This window comes from Pseudacidovorax intermedius (assembly GCF_003350475.1).
GTDB classification, from domain to species: domain Bacteria; phylum Pseudomonadota; class Gammaproteobacteria; order Burkholderiales; family Burkholderiaceae_C; genus Xenophilus; species Xenophilus intermedius.
Map to the genome: position 1 here is coordinate 531,074 of NZ_QQAV01000003.1, position 20,704 is coordinate 551,777.

Sequence of the window (20,704 nt, forward strand, 5' to 3'; positions counted from 1 at the left end):
CGGCGACCTTGGTGGCGGGCACCGCGCATGCGCAACTGGTCGACAACCCGGATTGGCAGGAATCGGCAGTCCCGCCTCCGCCCGCCTACGACGTCAAGCGTGCGCTGCAGATCGAGATGCCGGCGTACATGACGCTCAAGTTCGGCATCGACCCCAAGACCATCGTGATCACGCCGGATGGCGTCGTTCGCTATGTGGTGCTGGGCTGGCGCGAGGGCGGCGGCACCGTCAATGCCTTCTACGAAGGCGTGCGCTGCGCCACGGCGGAATACAAGACCTACGCACGATCGGCCGATGGCGCGTGGCGATTGGTCGACAACCCGGATTGGAAGCGGATCGACGAGCGCAATTCGATCTACACGTACGAGTTGTCCCGGCAGGCGCTCTGCCGGGGACGCGCGCCGCGGGCAAGCGTGACGGACATGGTGCGCGAACTCAAGCGCCCGGAGATCCTGCTCAACTGAGCACCACAGACCCGGGCCGGCCGGCAGTCAAGCAGCGGTGCAACACGCCGCATGCGGCGGATCACACCAAGCGGCGAGAGGGCCATCAAGGCCCCGCACTCACATCAGCACAAGGTTGTCCCGGTGGATCATCTCGGGCTCCGCCGAATAGCCCAGCAGCCCTTCGATGTCCGTCGACGAGCGCCGGCAGAGTAGCCGCGCCTCAGCGGCCGCATAGTTCGCCAGGCCACGTGCCAGCTCGACACCCGCCGCATCGCGGATGGCAATGACGTCACCCCGCGAAAAGTCGCCGTCGACGGCCGTCATGCCGATGGGCAACAGGCTCTTGCCCTCGCCCCGGACCTTGCGCGCGGCCCCCTCGTCCACGATCACCGCGCCGCGCAATTGCAGGTGGTCGGCCATCCAGCGCTTGCGGGCCTGGTGCTTGGCGGTGTCGGCCACCAACAGCGTGCCGATGGCCTCACCGCGCGCCAGCCGCATGAGCGCATCGGGCTCCCGCCCCCAGGCGATGACCGTGGAGGCACCCGATCCGGCCGCCCGCTTGGCCGCCAGTATCTTGGTCAGCATGCCACCCCGGCCAATGCTGGAGCCCGCCCCGCCGGCCATCAGCTCCAGCGCGGGATCGCCAGCCTGGGCTTCATGCACGAAGGTGGCATCGGGGTTCTTGCGCGGATCGGCGGTATAGAGGCCCTTCTGGTCGGTGAGGATGACCAGCGCATCCGCGTCCACGAGATTGGCGACCAGCGCCCCCAGCGTGTCGTTGTCACCGAACTTGATCTCGTCGTTGACGACGGTGTCGTTCTCGTTGATGACAGGCAGAACGCCCAGGCCGAGCAGGGTCAACAGGGTGGAGCGGGCATTGAGATAGCGCTCGCGGTCCGCCAGGTCGGCATGCGTGAGCAGCACCTGCGCGCTGCGCAGGCCGTTCTCGCGCAGCTTGTTCTCGTACATGTGGGCCAAGCCCATCTGCCCCACGGCGGCGGCCGCCTGCAGTTCGTGGACCTCCTTGGGCCGCACGGACCAGCCCAGGCGTTTCATGCCCTCGGCAATCGCGCCGCTCGACACCATGACCAGTTCTCGGCCATCACGGACCAGCGCGCCGAGCTGGCGCGACCATTCGCCGATCGCCTGCTCATCCAGACCCTTGCCTTCGTTCGTGACAAGGCTGGAGCCGACCTTCACCACGAGACGGCGCGCATCGCGCAGGACGGAGGACGAGAAGTTGCGGGTCATGGAGCGGAATCGTGCGGCGCTAGGCGCCGTGGAGAGTGCGGGCGAAGGCGGTGGTCAGTCCTGGGGCGAAGCGAAGCGCGGATCGATGTATTCCGGCGGCTGCTCGGCCTTCTGCTGCGCCTTGACGTGCTGGTAGATGGCCTGCATCAGCGGCTCGCATCCTTCTCGCGTGAGGGCGGAGATCTCGAAGACCGGTCCCTTGAAACGCAGGCGTTTGACGAAGTCCTTGACGCGGGCGGCGCGCTCCTCGACCGGGATCATGTCCAGCTTGTTGAGCACCAGCCAGCGGGGCTTGTCGTGAAGGCCCTTGTCGTACTTCTTGAGCTCGCCCACGATGGCCTTGGCCTGGGCGACGGGGTCCACACCCTCGTCGAAGGGGGCCAGATCGACCACATGCAGCAGCAGCCGGGTTCGCTGCAGATGTCGCAGGAAGAGGTGGCCCAGGCCCGCCCCTTCGGAGGCGCCTTCGATCAGCCCCGGGAGGTCGGCAATGACGAAGCTCTGCTCCGGCCCCAGGCGCACCACGCCCAGGTTGGGATGCAGCGTGGTGAAGGGATAGTCGGCGATGCGCGGGCGGGCATTGGAGACCGCACTGATCAGTGTCGACTTGCCGGCATTGGGCATGCCCAGCAGGCCCACGTCGGCCAACACCTTGAGTTCGAGCTTGAGGCTCTTGCGCTCACCGGGCCAGCCGGGCGTCTTCTGCCGCGGCGCGCGGTTGATGGACGACTTGAAGCGCAGGTTGCCGAAGCCGCCGTCCCCGCCCTTGGCGATGGTGACCGGCTCGCCGGGCACGAGCAGTTCGCACAGCACCTCTCCCGTCTCGGCATCGCTGATGATGGTGCCGACCGGCATGCGCAGCGTGACGTCGTCGCCCGCGGCCCCGAACATGTCGGAGCCCATGCCGTGCTGGCCGCGCCTGGCTTCGTGCCGACGCGAAAAGCGGTAGTCGACCAGCGTGTTGAGGTTGGGATCGGCCACCGCGAAGACGTGGCCGCCGCGGCCGCCGTCGCCGCCGTCGGGACCGCCGAATTCCTTGTACTTCTCATGGCGGAACGACACGCAGCCGTTGCCGCCATCGCCAGCGGCGATGTCGATGAAGGCTTCGTCGACGAACTTCATGAGGGCAGTTTACAAATGAGACGTGCCGGGAGGCACATAAACGATGAAGCCCCGGCAAAGCGGGGCTTCACACGGGAGAGCGAGGTCGCTCAGACCGGGGTGATGTTCACGACGTGCTTGTTCAGCGCGCCGCGCATGCCGAACGACACGCGGCCATCGACCAGCGCGAACAGGGTGTGGTCCTTGCCCACGCCCACGTTGTCACCGGCGTGCAGGCGCGTGCCGCGCTGACGCACGATGATGGAACCGGCGCTGATCACTTGGCCGCCGAACGCCTTCACGCCGAGCATCTTGGGCTTGGAATCGCGCCCGTTACGCGTAGAGCCGCCGCCTTTTTTCTGTGCCATGGTGTCCTGCTCCTGGGCTTAGCCGGCAATCGCACCGATCTGCAGCTCGGTGAACTGCTGGCGGTGGCCTTGACGCTTTTGATAATGCTTACGGCGACGCAGCTTGAAGATGCGCACCTTGTCATGCTTGCCGTGGGACAGCACCGTGGCCGTCACCGTGGCGCCGGACACCAGGGGCGTGCCGACCTTGATCGCGCTACCGTCGCTGACGGCAAGCACTTGGTCGATCACGATTTCCTGGCCAACGTCCGCAGCAATCTGTTCTACCTTGATTTTCTCGCCGGGGGCAACGCGATACTGCTTGCCACCGGTTTTTATGACCGCGTACATGGGAAACCTCTTGTGAAAGATTCTCCGCGGCTCATTCCGCGAAGCTCTCCATGATAGCACGGGCACTGGCAAGATGCACGCCCTGGCAACCAAAGGACAGGCCTGTCCGTGGCCGCTCCCTATAATTCCGGCGCTCGAAAGACCGATCACCGCGCCTCGCGCCACCTCTCTTGTCTTCCACCACAGCCAGCCCACCTCCGCCGACCTTTGCAGCGCTCGACCTCGTGGCCAGCGACATGACCGAGGTCGACCGGGTCATTGACGCCCGCCTGTCCACGGGCGTGCCCTTGGTGAGCGAGGTGTCGCGCTACATCATTGCCGCAGGTGGCAAGCGCCTGCGCCCGGTCCTGCTTCTGCTGATGAGCCGGGCGCTCGGCTACGAGGGGACGCAGCACTTCAACTTGGCAGCGGTCGTCGAGTTCATCCATACCGCGACGCTGCTGCACGACGATGTGGTGGACGAGTCCACCCTGCGCCGAGGCCGGCCCACAGCCAACGAGTCCTTCGGCAACGCAGCCAGCGTGCTCGTCGGCGATTTTCTTTATTCGCGCGCCTTCCAGATGATGCTGGACGCCCAGGACATGCGCGTGATGGACGTTCTGGCCGAAGCGACCAACGTCATCGCGGAAGGCGAGGTGCTGCAGCTCATGAACATGGGCGATGCGTCGCTAGATGAGCAGGCCTACCTGCAGGTCATCCGCTCCAAGACTGCCAAGCTGTTCGAGGCCAGCACCCGGCTGGCGGCGATCCTGTCCGGCGCCCCGCGCGATCTGGAAGAGGCGTGCGCCACCTACGGCCAAGCCCTCGGGACCGCATTCCAGGTGGTGGACGATGTGCTCGACTACGCGGGCGATGCGGCCGAAACGGGCAAGAACGTCGGCGACGATCTCCGGGAAGGCAAGGCCACGCTGCCACTCATCCTCGCCATGAAGCACGGCAGCGCCACGCAGGCCGCCATCGTCCGCACGGCACTGGAAACAGGCGACGTCTCCCAACTCCCGCAGGTGGTCCAGATCGTGCGGGAAACCGGCGCATTGGAAGCGACCCGTGCCGCGGCCGCGCGCGAAGCCGAACGCGCAATTTCCGCGCTCGACGCGCTACCCGCCAATATTTACTCGAAAGGTATGCTACAGTTAGCGGCTCAGCTTCTTGAGCGCCGAACCTGATCGGCACTCAAGCAGGATTGATCAGCGGGGTGTAGCTTAGCCTGGTAGAGCGCTACGTTCGGGACGTAGAGGCCGGAGGTTCGAATCCTCTCACCCCGACCAGATTTATCCTTGCCCACCGGGCAAGGCACCAAAGCCCCACGTCGTGGGGCTTTTTTGTCGGCCCAATCCAACGCCCGGCACAAACACGAAGGGCTTACAGCCGTGTTGCACAATGTGTTTTTGTGCAACCCATGTACATTGGCGCGATGGTCCGTTGACCGTCCAGCTCCCACCTTCCGTTTTCCGCCGCATGGCTGTTGCCGACCCACCGCTTCGTGACACCGCCTCCGTCGCGCTGCCTGGTTTGGCACGCGCCCTGGTGTCGGCAGGCATTCTGGACCCGCAAGCCGCCGAGCAGATCTACCGTCGCTCGCTGGCCTCGCGCAGCAGTTTCATTGCCGAACTCACCGGCACCGGTCAGGTGTCTCCGCACGAGTTGGCGCATGTGCTGGCGATCAGTTTCTCCGCCCCCCTGGTCGATCTCGCCGCAGTCGATCCGCTGCGACTGCCCAAGGGGCTGCTGGATGTGCGCCTCTGCCAGTCCTACCGCATCGTGGTGTTGGCCAAGCGTGGCAACCGGCTGGTGGTGGCCACGGCCGACCCCTCCGATCAGCAGGCGGCAGAAAAGATCAAGTTCGCCTCCCAACTGGGCGTGGACTGGGTGGTGGCCGAGTACGACAAGCTGTCGCGCCTCGTCGACGCGAGCGCGGCCACCCCCTCGGAAACGCTGGAGCAACTGGCGAGCAGCGAGTTCGAATACGACGAACTGCTCGGCGAGCCGGACGAGGCCCAGGAGACGGCCGCCTCTTCCGAGGTGGAGGACGCCCCCGTGGTGCGTTTCCTGCAGAAGATGCTGCTCGACGCCTTCTCGATGCGCGCCTCCGACATCCACTTCGAGCCCTACGAGCACAACTACCGCGTGCGCTTCCGGGTGGACGGCGAACTGCGCGAGATCGCCAGCCCGCCCGTGGCCATCAAGGACAAGCTGGCCTCGCGCATCAAGGTGATCTCCAAGCTGGACATCTCCGAGAAGCGGATCCCGCAGGACGGCCGGATGAAGCTGAAGATCGGCGCCGACCGGGTGATCGACTTCCGCGTCAGCACACTGCCTACGCTCTTCGGCGAGAAGATCGTGATCCGGATCCTCGACCCCAGCAGCGCGCGCCTGGGCATCGACGCGCTCGGCTACGACGCGGACGAAAAGGAGCGCCTGCTCACCGCCATCGGCCGGCCCTACGGCATGATCCTGGTGACCGGGCCCACGGGCTCGGGCAAGACGGTATCGCTCTACACCTGCCTGAACCTGCTGAACAAGCCGGGTGTCAACATCGCCACCGCCGAGGACCCGTCCGAGATCAACCTCCCGGGCGTCAACCAGGTCAACGTCAACGAGAAGGCCGGCCTGACCTTCGCCGCGGCGCTGCGCGCCTTCCTGCGGCAGGACCCGGACATCATCATGGTCGGCGAGATCCGCGACCTGGACACAGCCGACATCGCCATCAAGGCCGCGCAGACCGGCCACCTGGTGCTCTCCACGCTGCACACCAACGACGCGCCAACTACGCTGACGCGGATGCGCAACATGGGCATCGCCCCCTTCAACATTGCGTCGAGCGTCATCCTGATCACCGCCCAGCGCCTGGCGCGTCGCCTGTGCCCGCAGTGCAAGCTGCCCGCCGACCTTCCGCCGCAAGCGCTGCTGGACGCTGGCTTCCGGCGCGAGGAGATCGACGGCAGCTGGAAGCCCTACCGACCCGTGGGCTGCCCCGCCTGCAGCGGCGGCTACAAGGGCCGGGTCGGCATCTACCAGGTGATGCCGATCTCGGAGGAGATCCAGAAGATCATTCTTCGCGATGGCAGCGCGCTCGAGATCGCCGCCCAGTCCGAGCGCGAGGGCGTGCGCTCGCTGCGCCGCTCGGGCCTGCAGAAGGTGATGCAGGGCGTGACCTCCCTCGAAGAGGTGCTCGGCGTCACCAACGAATAGACTCGGACGCGCGCCCAACGGAGTTGCCATGGCCACAGCCGCCCAGAAACGAAGCCCCACCCGCCCCACCTCTGCCAAGGAACACCTCTACGAGTGGGAAGGCCGCGACCGCAACGGCAAGGCCGTCCGGGGCGAGATGCGGGCCCTGGGAGAGAACCAGGTCCAGGCCTCGCTGCGGCGCCAGGGCGTCCTGACCACCAAGATCAAGAAGCGCCGCCTGCGCTCGGGCAAGGCGATCAAGCCACGCGACGTGGCCGTGTTCACCCGGCAGATGGCGACGATGATGAAGGCCGGCGTGCCGCTGCTGCAGTCCTTCGACATCGTGGGCCGCGGCAACAGCAATCCCAACATGGCGCGGCTGCTCAACGACATCCGCACCGACGTGGAGACCGGCACCTCGCTGTCCTCGGCCTTCCGCAAGCATCCCAAGTATTTCAACAGCCTCTATTGCAACCTGATCGAGGCCGGCGAGGCGGCCGGCATCCTGGAAGAGCTGCTCGACCGCCTGGCCATCTACATGGAGAAGACCGAGGCCATCAAGTCGAAGATCAAGTCGGCGCTGATGTACCCGACGGCCGTGATCCTGGTGGCCTTCATCGTGGTCACGATCATCATGCTGTTCGTGATCCCGTCCTTCAAGCAGGTGTTCACCTCCTTCGGGGCCGACCTGCCCGCGCCCACGCTGTTGGTCATCGCCATGAGCGAATTCTTCGTGGGCTACTGGTGGCTGATCTTCGGGGTGCTGATCGCGGGCGGCTACTTCCTCATGCAGGCCTGGAAGCGCAACGAGAAATTCCAGGAGGGCATGGACCGCCTGCTGCTGCGCCTGCCGATCTTCGGCGCGCTCATCGACAAGTCCTGCGTGGCGCGCTGGACGCGCACGCTTTCGACCATGTTCGCCGCTGGCGTCCCGCTGGTGGAGGCCCTCGACTCGGTGGGTGGGGCATCGGGCAACTCGGTGTATGCCAAGGCCACCACCCGCATCCAGCAGGAGGTGTCGACGGGCACCAGCCTGACGACGGCCATGACGGGCGCGAACCTGTTCCCGCCCATGGTGCTGCAGATGACGGCCATCGGCGAGGAGTCCGGCTCCATCGACCACATGCTGGGCAAGGCCGCCGACTTCTACGAGCAGGAGGTCGACGCCATGGTGGCGGGCCTGTCGAGCCTGATGGAGCCGATCATCATCGTCGTGCTGGGGGTGGTGATCGGGGGCATCGTCGTGTCGATGTACCTGCCGATCTTCAAGCTGGGCCAGGTCGTCTGATGGCGCCGGCGTTCCTGGATGCCGCGGCAGGCGGCCTGCTGGGCCTTGTCGTCGGCAGCTTCCTCAACGTGGTGATCCATCGCCTGCCGCGCATGATGTACCGCGGCTGGCTCGTGGATGCCACGGCCAACCTGGCGCCCCAGCCCGGCATTCCCAGCCTTTGGGAACTGGTCTTCGGCAAAGACACGAAGCCCCCTGGCCTTCTCGAGCAGGATGCCCAGGCCGCGCTCGACCAGGTCGATGCGCTGCCACCACTCACGCTCGCGCGACCGGTATCGCGCTGCGGCCACTGCGGCCACGAGATCCGGTGGTACGAAAACATCCCGCTGCTGAGCTGGCTGGTGCTGCGGGGCCGCTGCAGCGCCTGCAAGGCGCCGATCGGCCTGCGCTACCCGGCGGTCGAACTGGTCACGGGCGCGCTGTTCGCGCTGTGCGCGTGGCGCTTCGGCATGACGCCGGTCGCAGCCCTCTGGGCGGCCTTCTGTGCGATCCTCGTCTGCCAGTTCGTCATCGACCTGGACACCCAACTTCTGCCGGACTCGCTCAACTACCTGCTGCTGTGGCTGGGCCTGGCGGGGGCAGCCTATGGGCTGACCGGGGTTTCGCCCACCTCGGCCATCTGGGGCGCCATCTTCGGCTATCTGAGCCTCTGGATCGTCTATCGGCTCTACCGGGCCGCCACCGGCAAGGAGGGCATGGGCTTTGGCGACTTTAAGCTGCTGGCCGCCCTGGGCGCCTGGCTGGGCGCCCCCTTCCTGCTGGCCATCATCCTCGTGTCCTCGCTGGTGGGCGCAGTGCTGGGCATCGTGCTGCTGCTGGTGGGCCGCCTGGCCAACCGGCATGTGCCTCTGTCTTTCGGCCCCTTCCTGGCGGGCGCTGGCCTGCTCTGCCTGATCCTCGGGCCGGCCACCGTGCGCGCCTGGCTGCCCTTCGCCTTCCCCCTGGGCTTCTGAGTCGGCCATGCTGCGCATCGGCCTCACCGGCGGCATCGGCAGCGGCAAGAGCACCGTCGCCGCCCAAATGCAGGCGCTGGGCGCAGGCCTGGTCGACACCGACGCCATCGCGCGCCAGCTGACGGCGCCGGGCGGGCGGGCCATGCCCGCCATCGTACAGGCCTTCGGGCCCGAGATGGCGGCCCCCGACGGCAGCCTCGACCGGGCCCGGATGCGCGAACTCGCCTTCGGCAACCCCGACGTCCGCCACCGCCTGCAGGGCGTGCTACACCCACTGATCGGCGAGGAATGCGAGCGTCAGGCGCGTGCACACGGCGACCTGCCCATGCTGGTCTTCGACGTCCCGCTGCTGGTGGAGTCCGGTCGCTGGCGCGGCCTGGTGAATCGTGTGCTGGTGGTCGATGCGTCCGAAGACGTCCAGGTGCGCCGCGTCATGGCCCGCTCCGGCTGGCCGGAGGAGACGGTGCGCGCCGTGATCGCGCAGCAGGCATCGCGAGCCCAACGACGGGCCGCCGCCGATGCTGTGATCCATAACGAGGAACTCGGCATGGACGCCCTGGCTCTATGCGTCCAGTCGTTGTGGCAGCGTTGGGTCAGGCCGGGCTTGCGATAATCCCGCGCTGCTCCTTCGCGACCCGCCCACCCTGGGGCGGGCATCACAACGCAGAGACACGCGCAGGACCCCGTACGGCCCCGCCGAAACCGGCGCACAAGAAGCCCCATCCCCGATGCTTTTCAACTCCTACGCGTTCATCTTCGTCTTCTTCCCGCTGGTGCTGGCGGGCTTCTTCCTGATCGGATGGCGCAACACGCGGGCAGCGGCAGGCTTCCTGGCGCTGGCATCGCTGTTCTTCTATGGCTGGTGGAGCGTGAAGGCCCTGCCCCTGCTGCTGGCCTCCATCTGCATGAACTACTGGTTCGGCCTGCAGCTCACGCCGCAGGAGGGCCGCAGCGACCGCGCACGCAAGCGCATGCTGGTGCTGGCGCTGACCGTGAACCTGACACTGCTGGGCATCTTCAAGTACGCGGACTTCTTCATCGGCAACGTGAACGAGGCCCTGGGCGAGGCGGGCATCGCACCCCTGCCGATGCTGCATGTGGCGCTGCCCATTGGCATCTCCTTCTACACCTTCACGCAGATCGCCTTCCTGGTGGACTGCTGGCAGGGCAAGGTGCGGGAACGCAGCTTCGTGCACTACGTGCTGTTCGTGACCTACTTCCCGCACCTGATCGCGGGCCCGGTGCTGCACCACGCGCAGATGATGCCGCAGTTCGCCAACCCGGCGACCTACCGCGTGGACACCAACAAGCTCGCACTTGGACTGGCCATCTTCAGCTTCGGCCTCGCCAAGAAGCTGCTGATCGCGGACCGCATGGGCGAGTACGCAGACATGGTCTTCCACGGCGTGCAAGGCGGCACCATCCCGACCCTGATCAGCGCCTGGTTCGGTGTGCTGGCGTACACGCTGCAGATCTACTTCGACTTCTCTGGCTACTCCGACATGGCCGTGGGCATCGCGCTGTGCATGGGCGTGAACCTGCCGCTCAACTTCGCGTCGCCCTACAAGTCGACCAGCATCATCGAGTTTTGGCGCCGCTGGCACATCTCCCTGTCCACCTTCCTGCGCGACTACCTCTACATCCCGCTCGGCGGCAACCGCAAGGGCGAGGCGCGGCGCTACCTCAACCTCTTCCTGACCATGCTGCTGGGCGGCCTGTGGCACGGCGCCGCCTGGACCTTCGTGCTGTGGGGTGCGCTGCACGGCATCTACCTCACCATCAACCACCTCTGGAACGCCAAGGTTCGGCGCAACCGGCCGCCGAGCAAGTGGACCCTGCCGCTGCGCTGGCTGCTGACCTTCCTGTGCGTGATGGTCGCCTGGGTGGTGTTCCGCGCCGACAGCATGACCACCGCCATGCACCTCTACAAGGGCATGCTGGGGCTCAACGGCGTCTCGATGTCGGCCTTCTCCGAGTTCACCATTCCCTACCGCAAGCCCGAGTTCTTCCAGACCATGTTCCTGGGCCTGTTTATCTGCCTGGCGCTGCCGCCCACCATCAGCCTGCAGCGCTGGGTGCCGGTAGTCCCGGCCCTGGCCGGCCGTCCGCGCCTGGCCGGCCTCGCCACCGTGGTCACGGCCGCCGTGACCGTGCTGCTGCTGGGCATGTCCATCTCGCGACTGGGCACCTACAGCCCCTTCCTGTACTTCCAGTTCTGACGAAGCGGCAGTGATGCACAAGCCCGCGCGGACCTGGCTCGGCGTCTTCATGACCGGTTTTGCGGTCATCGTCGCGCTGTTCCTGGTCACCCTGTTCACGCAGCCGGCCGAAGGCGGCCTGACGCGCATCGGCCGCGTCTCCGAAGACGCCTTCGGCTGGCGGTCCGTGCCACCGGACATCCCCATGGCCCATGTCCGTGGGTGGGAACCGGCCGACACGGACATCCTGGTCATCGGCGACAGCTTCTCGATGTACTACGCTTGGCAGTCGCCCCTGGTCGCAGCGGGCTACAAGGTGGCGACCACGCACTGGGACCGGAGCGGCCCGCTGTGCGCCGACTTCCCGGCCTGGCTGACGTCCATCGGCTTCAAGGGCCGGATGGTCATCCTCGAGAGCATCGAGCGCCTGCTGCCCGAACGCCTGGAGCAGGCCCAGGGTTGCAAGACCATGATCCGCCGCCCGCTCAAGGCGCTGCCCGTGCCCACGCAGAGCCCGGCCCAACCGGCCCCGGGCTTCCGGCTCAACTGGGAGTCGCCCCTGACCACCGGCCTCATCACCTACCTCAACACGCGCCAGATCGTGAAGACGCATGGTGTGGTGGACGTGGAGCACGAGCGCTTTGGCGACTACATCTTCTCCAGCCCGGTGGCCGATGGCTGCAGGCAATTCAGCAGCCGCGTCTGCGACAAGAGCCTGTTTCTCACGGCCGACCGGACCAACCGCGAGTTGCAGCCCCGGGATGCCGAGTTCATGTCCACGGTGGCGCATCGGGCGGCACCGGTGAAGGTCATGTGGATGGTCGTGCCCAACAAGACGACCGTCTACCTCGACACCCACAATGCCGCCGCCTTCGTGGCCCGCAGCAACGCCCTGGGCGTGGGCCCCGACCTCTTCGCGATGGCCCAGGAACAGCGCCTGCGCATCATCGACCTCTACTGGCCCAACGACACACACTGGTCGATGCAAGGCCAGCTCTACTTCGGCAACCGCATGGTCGACGCCGTGCGGGCTGCCGGGCTGGAACCTCTTCCCTGACAGCGTTCATGAATTACGCAGCGATCTGGCTTCGCACCTTCCTCGTCGGCTTCGTCGTCGTCAGCGTCCTGCTGGTGCTGACGCTGTTCACGCCGGTCCCCTATGGCGATCTGACCCGCATCGGCCGGCTGTCGGACGCGGAGTTCGGCTGGCAGCAGCCCGCGCCGCCCGCACCTCCCGCCGAATCGTTGAAGTCCTCGCCGCTGAGCGATGCCGACATCGTGGTGGTGGGGGACAGCTTCTCGATGACGCTGTATTGGCAGTCGACGCTGGTTCGCGCCGGCTACAAGGTCTCCACCATCTACTGGGGCCAGGTGGGCTACCTGTGCGGTGACTTCTCTCAGTGGCTTCAGCGCGCGGGCTTCCGCGGTCGCCTGGTCATCGCCGAAAGCGTCGAGCGCCTGCTCGACGAGCGCGTACGCAAGAGCGACAGTTGCGCCACCATGGGCAAGAAGCCGCCCGATGTGAAGGCCGAGCCCTTCATCCGTCCCTTGGTCGGGGTGCCGGACCTGGGCCTGAACTGGAGCGCCAAACTGACCACCGGCCTGATCACCTACCGCAACATGAAGGCGGTGCACAAGTCGCACACCGACCTGCAGTTCGGTGACGACACCCAGGTGCGCTTCGTGCCCGATGGCTGCAAGCAGTTCTCGCACCACCTGTGCGAGCGCGCGCTCTTCTTCAAGGAAGATCTGACCAACGGCCCGCTGACGGCGCAGACCTTCGAGCACATGGTCAGCTTCACGCGCTCGCAACCGATCCCCATCTTGTGGATGGTCATTCCCAACAAGACGACCGTCTACCTGGACCCTTCCTACTCGGACGCCTTCCTGGCGCGCTTCCGGCCGAGCGGCCTCGGGCCCGACCTGTTTGCCTATGCCCAAGCCGCGCGGCACCAGGTGCGCGACCTGTACTTTCCCAACGACACGCACTTCTCCATGCACGGGCAGTATGCGTTGGGGGACATCATGCTCAAGGAAGTGCAGGCGCGGCTGGGTGTCGCCAAGGCCCCGTGAAACATTGGGAACCGGACACGCATGTGGCATCGCGGCAACTATGATGTCGCGAAGGAGCCCCACAGAGACGTGATCCTCTACGAATATCCCTTCAACGAGCGCATCCGGACCTACCTTCGGCTCGAGCACCTGTTCCGTCGCCTGGGCGAACTGGTGCCATCGGACTCGGCGCTGCATCATCATTTCGCGTTGCTCACCATGTTCGACATCATGGACGTGGCGGGCCGCGCCGACCTCAAGTCCGAGGCGCTGCGAGACCTTGACAAGCAGAAGGCGGTGTTCAACGGCTATCGCGGCAATCCCGCCATTCAGGAGTCGTTGCTCGACGCATTCGTGTTGCAGCTGGACCGTGCCTTCCAGTCGCTCAACAGCGCCAGCGGCAAGGCGGGCCAGGCGCTGGCCGACAACGAGTGGCTGATGAGCATCCGCAGCCGGGCGGGCATTCCTGCCGGCACCTGCGAATTCGACCTGCCCGCCTATCACGCCTGGCAGCACCGCAGTGCCGCCCAGCGTCGGGCCGACCTGCAGCAATGGGCGGCGAGCCTGTCGCCGCTGGCCGAGGCCGTCTACCTGCTGCTCAAGCTGCTGCGCGATGCCGACATGCCCTGCCGGGTGATGGCCACGCGTGGGCAGTTCCAGCAAACCCTGCCGCAGAGCCGCAGCTTCCAGTTGCTCCGCCTGCGTATCGACCCGTCGCTCGATGTGGTGCCGGAGATCAGCGGCAACCGCTTGATGGTCTCGGTGCGACTGATGCGGCAGGACGAGCAGGGCCATCTGCAACCCAGCGTCGACGATGCGCCGTTCGAGCTCACCCTGTGCGCCTGAAGGGCGCCCTGCCGTTCCGATGAGTTCCGACCCGAAGAAGAAGCCTGCTGTCCGCCTGGTGCCCTGCCCCGCCTGCGGGCAGGACAGCGTCTATGCGCCAAAGAACCGCTTCCGCCCGTTCTGCAGCGCACGGTGCAAGGGCATCGACCTGGGGGCGTGGGCCAGCGAGCAGTTCCGCATGCCGACCGAGGCGCCACCCGACGACGAGCCCTTCGGGGATCCGCGCCTGCAAAGCTGAGAGAAGGTAGCCTGGCCGCGGGAGGCTGGTCGCTCGGTACATTCGCAGCAGCTGGGAGGCGATGCCCGGCCTGAGGGATGTTGTCTCAGCCGCCGGCGAGCACCGGACCCACGATCCCCCGCTCCTCCGCCAGCCACTGCAGCACAGGCATGGCACCGGGCAGCACCGGCGTCACCGTCAGCGGCAGCTGCTGCCAGCACATCGTCTGGCCTTCACGCATCTCGAACTCGCCGGACCAGCTGAACACCTTGCACCAGTGCAGCCGCACCAACGCATGCGGATAGTCGTGCTCGGTCACTCGCCAGACCTCGGCACCGTCGATGGTGATGCCGAGTTCTTCCTGCAGTTCACGGCGCAGCGCCACTTCGACAGTTTCGCCGGCTTCGATCTTGCCGCCCGGGAACTCCCAGTAGCCCGCGTAGGGCTTGCCTTCCGGGCGCGTGGACAGCAGCAGCGCGCCGTCCTGCCCGATGAGCACGCCGACGGCCACCTCGGTGTGCTTGCGGGGCGCGCTGGGGTTTGCGGCGTCCGTCATGCCGCCATCCGTCCTGCGAAATCGCGGGAGAACTGGTAGGCCACGCGGCCACTGCGCGAGCCGCGTTCCAGTGCCCACACAAGCGCCTGGGGCCGCGCCGATTCGATGGCGGCGGCATCCAGCCCGAAAGACGACAGCCACTGCGCCACGATCGCCAGGTACTCGGCCTGCGAGAAGGGATAGAAGCTCACCCACAGGCCGAAGCGCTCGGACAGCGAGATCTTCTCTTCCACCACCTCGCCGGGATGCACCTCGCCATCCTCCGTGTGCGTGTAGCTGAGGTTCTCCTTCATGTACTCGGGCAGCAGATGGCGCCGATTGCTGGTCGCGTAGATCAGCACATTGGGCGTGGCAGCGGCCACCGAGCCGTCGAGGATGGACTTGAGCGCCTTGTAGCCCGGCTCACCCTCGTCGAAGCTCAGGTCGTCGCTGAAGATGATGAACTTCTCGGGCCGGCCGGAGACCACCTCGACGATGTCGGGCAGGTCGGTCAGGTCCGCCTTGTCGACCTCGATGAGGCGCAGGCCTTGCGGCGCGAACTCATGCAGACAGGCCCGCACCAGCGAGGACTTGCCCGTACCGCGCGCGCCGGTCAGCAGCACGTTGTTGGCCGGGCGGCCTTCGATGAACTGGCGGGTGTTGCGTTCGATCTTTTCCTTCTGGCCATCGATCTCCTGGAGATCGGAGAGCGCCATCGCCGCCACGTGGCGCACCGGCTCCAGTCGGCCATGGCCGGAGCTGCGTCGGCGGTAGCGCCAGGCGATGGCCGCATTCCAGTCGGGCGGCGCGCCCAGTGGCTGGGGCAGGACGGACTCGATACGGTCGATCAGTTGCTCGGCCCGTTCGATCAGGCGCTCGAATTTCTCGTTCATGGCGGCATGCGGCGGGCGCGGGGCCCGCGCCTTCTCAGGAGCGGTAGTCCGCGTTGATGGAGACGTAGTCGTGGCTGAGGTCGCAGGTCCAGACCGTGTCGCTGGCCTCGCCGCGGCCCAGGCCGATGCGCACGACGATCTCGCTCTTCTTCATCACGCGCTGGCCGTCTTCTTCGCGGTAGTCGGGATGACGGCCGCCACGGGTGACCACATGCACGTCGTCCAGGTGCAACTCGATGCGCGTCTGGTCCAGGTCGGCGATGCCGGCATAGCCGACGGCCGCGAGGATGCGGCCCAGGTTCGGGTCGCTGGCGAAGAAGGCCGTCTTGACCAGCGGCGAATGCGCCACGGCATAGGCCGTCTGCCGGCATTCGGTGGCGTCGCGGCCGCCTTCCACCTGCACAGTGATGAACTTGGTCGCGCCCTCGCCGTCGCGCACGATGGCCTGGGCCAGGTCGCGCGCCACCGTCTGCATGGCCGCCAGCAGGGCCTGTCCGTCGGCGCTGTCCAGCGAGTCGATGGCCGGGCCGGTCTTGCCCGTGGCGATGACGACGAAGGAGTCGTTGGTGGAAGTGTCGCCGTCGATGGTGACGCGGTTGAAGGAGCCTTCGGCCAGCGTACGGGCCAGCGGCTGCAGCAGCGCCGGCGCGATGCGGGCATCGGTGGCCAGGAAGCCCAGCATGGTCGCCATGTTCGGGCGGATCATGCCGGCCCCCTTGCTGATGCCGGTGATGGTGACCGTCGCGCCGCCCAGCGTGACCTGGCGGCTGAAAGCCTTGGGCACGGTGTCGGTGGTCATGATCCCTTCAGCGGCGCGGCCCCAGTGCGCATCCGACGCGTCGTCCAGCGCGGCCGGCAGGCCGGCGGCGATGCGGTCGTTGGGCAGCGTCTCCATGATCACGCCCGTGGAGAAGGGCAGGATTTGCTCCGGTGCCACCTCCAACAGACGCGCGAGGGCGATGCAAGTGGAGCGGGCACGGACCAGGCCGTCCTCGCCGGTGCCGGCATTGGCATTGCCGGTATTGATCACCAGCGCGCGGACGCCGAAGCCCGCAGCCAAGTGCTCGCGGCACACCTGTACGGGCGCGGCGCAGAAGCGGTTCTGCGTGAACACACCGCCGACGGCGCTGCCCTCGTCGAGCAGGAATACCGTCAGGTCCTTGCGCTTGGCCTTGCGCACGCCGGCTTCGGTGACGCCGATACGCACGCCGGGCACCGGGTGCAGTTGGGCGGGATCGGGGGCGGTCAGGTTCACGGGCATGGGGATTCCTGAAAAGTATCGGACGCGGATTGTGCGGCGCCCCGGCGCCGCGCCGCTGGCGGCCGGCGCCGGGGCGCGAAGGTGAAGGCTCAGCCGGCGATCAGCTCAGCTTGCCGTGGCACTGCTTGTACTTCTTGCCGCTGCCGCAGGGGCAGGGGTCGTTGCGACCGACGCGGCCAGCGGCGACGGCGGCAGCCACGGCCGTTGCAGCTGCCGTGGGACTCCCCGCCGCAGTGCTGCGCACCTCCGGCTCGCCCGTCTCGGTCGGCGCGGTGTAGGTAATGTTGGAGATGGCCTCGGCGCGGCTTTCCATGTCATCGGCCGCCTGCTCGATCTGCTCGGCCGACTGGATGCGCACCAGCATCAACTGGCGCGTCACCTCGTTCTTGACCGTGTCGAGCAACTGGCCGAAGAGCTCGAAGGCCTCGCGCTTGTATTCCTGCTTGGGCTGCTTCTGCGCGTAGCCGCGCAGGTGGATGCCCTGGCGAAGATAGTCGAGCGAGGACAGGTGCTCGCGCCAGTTGCTGTCCATGGCCTGCAGCAGCACCATGCGCTCGAACTGCGTGAACTGCTCGCGGCCGACGAGGGCGACCTTGGCTTCGTAGGCCTCGTTGGCCGCCTTGACCACGCGCTCGACGATGTCCTCGTCGGTCATGGCAGCGGCGCCCTCGACTTCCTGCACCAGCGGCAGTTCGAGGCCCCAGTCCGCCGCCAGGGCACGCTCCAGACCCGGCAGGTCCCACTGCTCCTCCACCGACTCGGCCGGCACGTATTGGCGAACCAGGTCGGTGAAGCAGCCCTCGCGCAGCGCGTCGATCTGGGCGCCGAGTTCGGTGGCGTCCAGGATCTCGTTGCGCTGCTGGTAGATGACCTTCCGCTGGTCGTTGGCCACGTCGTCGTACTCGAGCAGCTGCTTGCGGACGTCGAAGTTGCGCGCCTCGACCTTGCGCTGCGCGCTCTCGATGCTGCGCGTCACGATGCCGGCCTCGATGGCCTCGCCGTCGGGCATCTTCAGACGGTCCATGATGGCGCGCACGCGGTCGCCCGCGAAGATGCGCATCAGCTGGTCGTCCAGGCTCAGGTAGAAGCGCGAGGAGCCGGGGTCGCCCTGGCGGCCTGAACGGCCGCGCAACTGGTTGTCGATGCGGCGGGACTCGTGGCGCTCGGTGGCGATGATGCGCAGGCCACCCAGCGAGCGCACGAACTCGTGCTCCGCCTTCCAACCCTCGCGCAGTTCATCGATGCGCGCCTGTTTGGTCGCGGCATCCAGCGACTCGTCGGCCTCCACGGCCTCGACCAGCTTCTCCACGTTGCCGCCCAGCACGATGTCGGTGCCGCGGCCCGCCATGTTGGTGGCGATGGTGATCATCTTGGGCCGACCGGCCTGCGCAATGATGTCCGCCTCGCGTGCATGCTGCTTGGCGTTGAGCACCTGGTGCGGCAGGTCCGCATGCGTCAGCAGGCCGGAGATGATTTCCGAGTTCTCGATCGACGACGTGCCCACCAGCACCGGCTGGCCGCGCTCGTGGCATTCGCGGATGTCCGCGATGGCCGCCTCGTATTTCTCGCGCGTGGTCTTGTAGACGCGGTCCAGCTGGTCGTCGCGCTTGCTGGGCCGGTTGGGCGGGATGATGACCGTCTCGAGGCCGTAAATCTCCTGGAACTCATAGGCCTCGGTGTCGGCCGTACCGGTCATGCCGGCGAGCTTGCCGTACAGGCGGAAGTAGTTCTGGAAGGTGATCGATGCCAGCGTCTGGTTCTCGGCCTGGATCTCCACGCCTTCCTTGGCTTCCACGGCCTGGTGCAGGCCGTCGCTCCAGCGGCGACCGCTCATCAGGCGGCCCGTGAATTCGTCGACGATGACCACCTCGCCGTCCTGCACCACGTAGTGCTGGTCGCGGTGATACAGGTGCCGTGCACGCAGCGCGGCATTCAGGTGGTGCATCAGCGTGATGTTGGCCGGGTCATAGAGCGATGCCCCTTCAGGCAGCAGGCCGGCTTGGCTGAGCAGTTGCTCGGCCTTCTCGTGACCATCTTCGGTCAGGAAGATCTGGTGCGCCTTCTCGTCCACCGTGAAGTCGCCGGGCTTGATGATGCCCTCACCGGTGCGGGGATCCTCTTCGCCCTCCTGACGGGTCAGCAGGGGCGCAACCTGGTTGATGGCCAGGTACATCTGCGTGTGGTCTTCGGCCTGGCCGCTGATGATCAGCGGCGTACGTGCTTCGTCGATCAGGATGGAGTCCACCTCGTCGACGATGGCGTAGTTGAGCCCCCGCTGTACGCGGTCGGCCGGCTCGTAGACCATGTTGTCGCGCAGGTAGTCGAACCCGTACTCGTTGTTGGTGCCGTAGGTGATGTCCGAGCCATACGCCGCCTGCTTCTCCTCCTTGGGCATGTTGGGCAGGTTGATGCCCACCGTCAGTCCGAGGAAGTTGTACAGGCGCCCCATCCAGGTCGCATCGCGGCTGGCCAGATAGTCGTTCACCGTGACCACATGCACGCCCTTGCCAGTGAGCGCATTCAGGTAGACCGGCAGCGTTGCGGTGAGCGTCTTGCCTTCGCCCGTGCGCATCTCGGCGATCTTGCCCTGGTGAAGGGCCATGCCTCCAATGAGCTGCACGTCGAAATGCCGCATCTTCATCACGCGCTTCGAGGCCTCCCGCACCGTGGCGAAGGCCTCAGGCAGCAGATCATCCAGTGACTCGCCCTTGGCGAGCCGCTCCTTGAACTCCTGCGTCTTGCCCCGCAGCGCATCGTCGTCGAGCTTCTCGAACTGTGGCTCCAGCGCGTTCACGCGCTCTGCGCTCTTTCGATACTGCTTCAGGAGGCGGTCGTTGCGGCTGCCGAATAGGCGGGTGAGGAAGTTCGTGGCCATTGGATGCGATATCGGCGCGCGCTTCGAGGCTGCCTCGAGAAACGGCGGGTCGGAAAGCCTAAGATAGTGGACGAGTTGGGGGCGCCGGCCAGCCTTCCAAGAAGAAGACCCGCCACGCCGTCCCGCGACATGCCTCACCAGCCCGGGGCCGGTGAACAGGGCATTTTAGAGCCTGTCCATGACCCGACGTTCCCAAGCCATCACCTTGCTTCAAGCCACGGAGGATTCGCCCACGTTCTCGGGGCTGCTGTCACGCGTTCGCGGCAGCCAGGCGCGGCTCAAGGCCATCCAGCCGCTGGTTCCGCCGGCGATGTTCGCGGCGCTGCAGGCGGGGCCGCTGGAGGACGGTAGTTGGTGCCTTCTTGTCAAAGGCAGTGCGGTGGCGGCGAAGCTGCGCCAAATGGTGCCGATGCTGCTGGCGCATTTGCGCTCTCGCGGCTGGGAGACCACGGCGATTCGGATCAAGATATCGGCGGTGAGTTGAGGGGCGTTCGGTTGTCCGGCCAAGGAGGCGGAGGGGGCGGCGGCTTGGAGCCGTAATTGCACGATTCGCGCGCTGGATGCATTACGCCGGTCGCCGCTGGTTGAATGGCGCTTTTCTCTTGCTACGGCTTCTGCGACGTCAGTCGCACGACGACGTGTGCTGCCCACGGCGTCAGGCCTCGCTCGGCGGACATCTTCTGGACTCTGACGCGCCGGGGTTGTAGGCTGATTGAAGCGTTGCAGCTGGCGTCTGGAAGGCCGATTCAAAGGCTGCGATTTCTCCTTGAATCTTGAATTGACGTAGCGATATTGGTCCGTACTGACTGCTGGCCGGCCGACAAAAAACAAAAAGCCCCGCAGCGAGAGCTGAGGGGCTTTTTGAGGGCTGTAAGAGCCTGACGATGACCTACTTTCACACGGGAGTCCGCACTATCAT

At 66.4% G+C, this 20,704-nt stretch carries 20 protein-coding genes and 1 tRNA gene; 13 read left to right on the top strand and 8 right to left on the bottom strand.

Annotated elements, in window-relative coordinates; genetic code table 11:
• Positions 1–11 precede the first annotated feature (11 nt).
• Positions 12–464 carry a CNP1-like family protein gene (locus DFR41_RS12005; RefSeq protein ID WP_017761185.1) on the top strand — a complete coding sequence of 151 codons (453 nt, stop codon included), beginning with the start codon at positions 12–14 and terminating at the stop codon, positions 462–464.
• Between the two features lie 99 nt (positions 465–563).
• Here DFR41_RS12005 and proB read toward each other — a convergent pair whose 3' ends face one another.
• From proB to rplU, 4 genes are all read right to left on the bottom strand, one after another.
• Positions 564–1,697: a glutamate 5-kinase gene (gene proB, locus DFR41_RS12010; protein ID WP_017761186.1), complete on the bottom strand. Its 1,134-nt coding sequence runs from the start codon at positions 1,695–1,697 to the stop codon at positions 564–566.
• Positions 1,698–1,751: 54 nt separating this feature from the next.
• Positions 1,752–2,819, bottom strand: a complete 1,068-nt coding sequence (gene cgtA / locus DFR41_RS12015) for an Obg family GTPase CgtA (RefSeq protein ID WP_017761187.1) — start codon at positions 2,817–2,819, stop codon at positions 1,752–1,754.
• 89 nt (positions 2,820–2,908) lie between these two features.
• Positions 2,909–3,166: a 50S ribosomal protein L27 gene (gene rpmA / locus DFR41_RS12020; protein WP_017761188.1), complete on the bottom strand. Its 258-nt coding sequence runs from the start codon at positions 3,164–3,166 to the stop codon at positions 2,909–2,911.
• Between the two features lie 18 nt (positions 3,167–3,184).
• On the bottom strand, positions 3,185–3,496 hold the full coding sequence (gene rplU, locus DFR41_RS12025; RefSeq protein WP_017761189.1) for a 50S ribosomal protein L21: 312 nt from the start codon (positions 3,494–3,496) through the stop codon (positions 3,185–3,187).
• A 236-nt stretch (positions 3,497–3,732) separates the two neighbouring features.
• On the opposite strand from rplU, the gene DFR41_RS12030 reads away from it, so the two are divergent.
• The 11 genes from DFR41_RS12030 (at position 3,733) to DFR41_RS12080 (ending at position 14,242) form a co-directional block, all read left to right on the top strand.
• Positions 3,733–4,662, top strand: a complete 930-nt coding sequence (locus DFR41_RS12030; protein WP_081682498.1) for a polyprenyl synthetase family protein — start codon at positions 3,733–3,735, stop codon at positions 4,660–4,662.
• Positions 4,663–4,687: 25 nt separating this feature from the next.
• Positions 4,688–4,764 (top strand) — tRNA-Pro (locus DFR41_RS12035).
• Between the two features lie 190 nt (positions 4,765–4,954).
• Positions 4,955–6,688, top strand: a complete 1,734-nt coding sequence (gene pilB / locus DFR41_RS12040; protein ID WP_043118559.1) for a type IV-A pilus assembly ATPase PilB — start codon at positions 4,955–4,957, stop codon at positions 6,686–6,688.
• Between the two features lie 28 nt (positions 6,689–6,716).
• Complete coding sequence (locus DFR41_RS12045) at positions 6,717–7,955, top strand: type II secretion system F family protein (RefSeq protein ID WP_114802848.1); 1,239 nt, start codon at positions 6,717–6,719, stop codon at positions 7,953–7,955.
• Positions 7,952–8,908 (top strand): prepilin peptidase, encoded by a 957-nt coding sequence (locus DFR41_RS12050; protein ID WP_043118549.1) that lies wholly within the window; start codon positions 7,952–7,954, stop codon positions 8,906–8,908. Before DFR41_RS12045 ends, DFR41_RS12050 begins: the two co-directional genes overlap by 4 nt.
• Before the next feature lie 7 nt (positions 8,909–8,915).
• On the top strand, positions 8,916–9,521 hold the full coding sequence (gene coaE / locus DFR41_RS12055) for a dephospho-CoA kinase (protein ID WP_114802849.1): 606 nt from the start codon (positions 8,916–8,918) through the stop codon (positions 9,519–9,521).
• 115 nt (positions 9,522–9,636) lie between these two features.
• The gene (locus DFR41_RS12060) at positions 9,637–11,127 is read left to right on the top strand and encodes an MBOAT family O-acyltransferase (protein WP_017759283.1); all 1,491 of its coding nucleotides are present in this window, start codon (positions 9,637–9,639) and stop codon (positions 11,125–11,127) included.
• A 13-nt stretch (positions 11,128–11,140) separates the two neighbouring features.
• Positions 11,141–12,163: an alginate O-acetyltransferase AlgX-related protein gene (locus DFR41_RS12065; RefSeq protein WP_114802850.1), complete on the top strand. Its 1,023-nt coding sequence runs from the start codon at positions 11,141–11,143 to the stop codon at positions 12,161–12,163.
• A gap of 8 nt (positions 12,164–12,171) precedes the next feature.
• The gene (locus DFR41_RS12070; protein ID WP_017759281.1) at positions 12,172–13,179 is read left to right on the top strand and encodes an alginate O-acetyltransferase AlgX-related protein; all 1,008 of its coding nucleotides are present in this window, start codon (positions 12,172–12,174) and stop codon (positions 13,177–13,179) included.
• A gap of 69 nt (positions 13,180–13,248) precedes the next feature.
• Entirely contained in the window at positions 13,249–14,004 is a 756-nt protein-coding gene (gene zapD / locus DFR41_RS12075; protein WP_017759280.1) for a cell division protein ZapD, read from the top strand.
• A gap of 19 nt (positions 14,005–14,023) precedes the next feature.
• Entirely contained in the window at positions 14,024–14,242 is a 219-nt protein-coding gene (locus DFR41_RS12080) for a DNA gyrase inhibitor YacG (protein ID WP_017759279.1), read from the top strand.
• Between the two features lie 85 nt (positions 14,243–14,327).
• On the opposite strand, the gene DFR41_RS12085 is transcribed toward DFR41_RS12080, so the two are convergent.
• From DFR41_RS12085 to secA, 4 genes are all read right to left on the bottom strand, one after another.
• A complete protein-coding gene (locus DFR41_RS12085; RefSeq protein ID WP_017759278.1) occupies positions 14,328–14,777 on the bottom strand; it encodes an NUDIX domain-containing protein in 450 nt (149 codons plus the stop codon).
• Positions 14,774–15,649, bottom strand: coding sequence for an ATP-binding protein (locus DFR41_RS12090; protein ID WP_017759277.1), 876 nt, complete (start codon positions 15,647–15,649; stop codon positions 14,774–14,776). The genes DFR41_RS12085 and DFR41_RS12090 overlap by 4 nt, the downstream gene beginning before the upstream one ends.
• Before the next feature lie 34 nt (positions 15,650–15,683).
• A complete protein-coding gene (argJ, locus tag DFR41_RS12095) occupies positions 15,684–16,910 on the bottom strand; it encodes a bifunctional glutamate N-acetyltransferase/amino-acid acetyltransferase ArgJ (protein ID WP_017759276.1) in 1,227 nt (408 codons plus the stop codon).
• A 100-nt stretch (positions 16,911–17,010) separates the two neighbouring features.
• On the bottom strand, positions 17,011–19,785 hold the full coding sequence (secA, locus tag DFR41_RS12100; RefSeq protein ID WP_017759275.1) for a preprotein translocase subunit SecA: 2,775 nt from the start codon (positions 19,783–19,785) through the stop codon (positions 17,011–17,013).
• Between the two features lie 178 nt (positions 19,786–19,963).
• Here secA and DFR41_RS12105 point away from each other — a divergent pair, with 178 nt between their 5' ends.
• A complete protein-coding gene (locus tag DFR41_RS12105; RefSeq protein ID WP_114802851.1) occupies positions 19,964–20,269 on the top strand; it encodes a DciA family protein in 306 nt (101 codons plus the stop codon).
• Positions 20,270–20,704 lie beyond the last annotated feature (435 nt).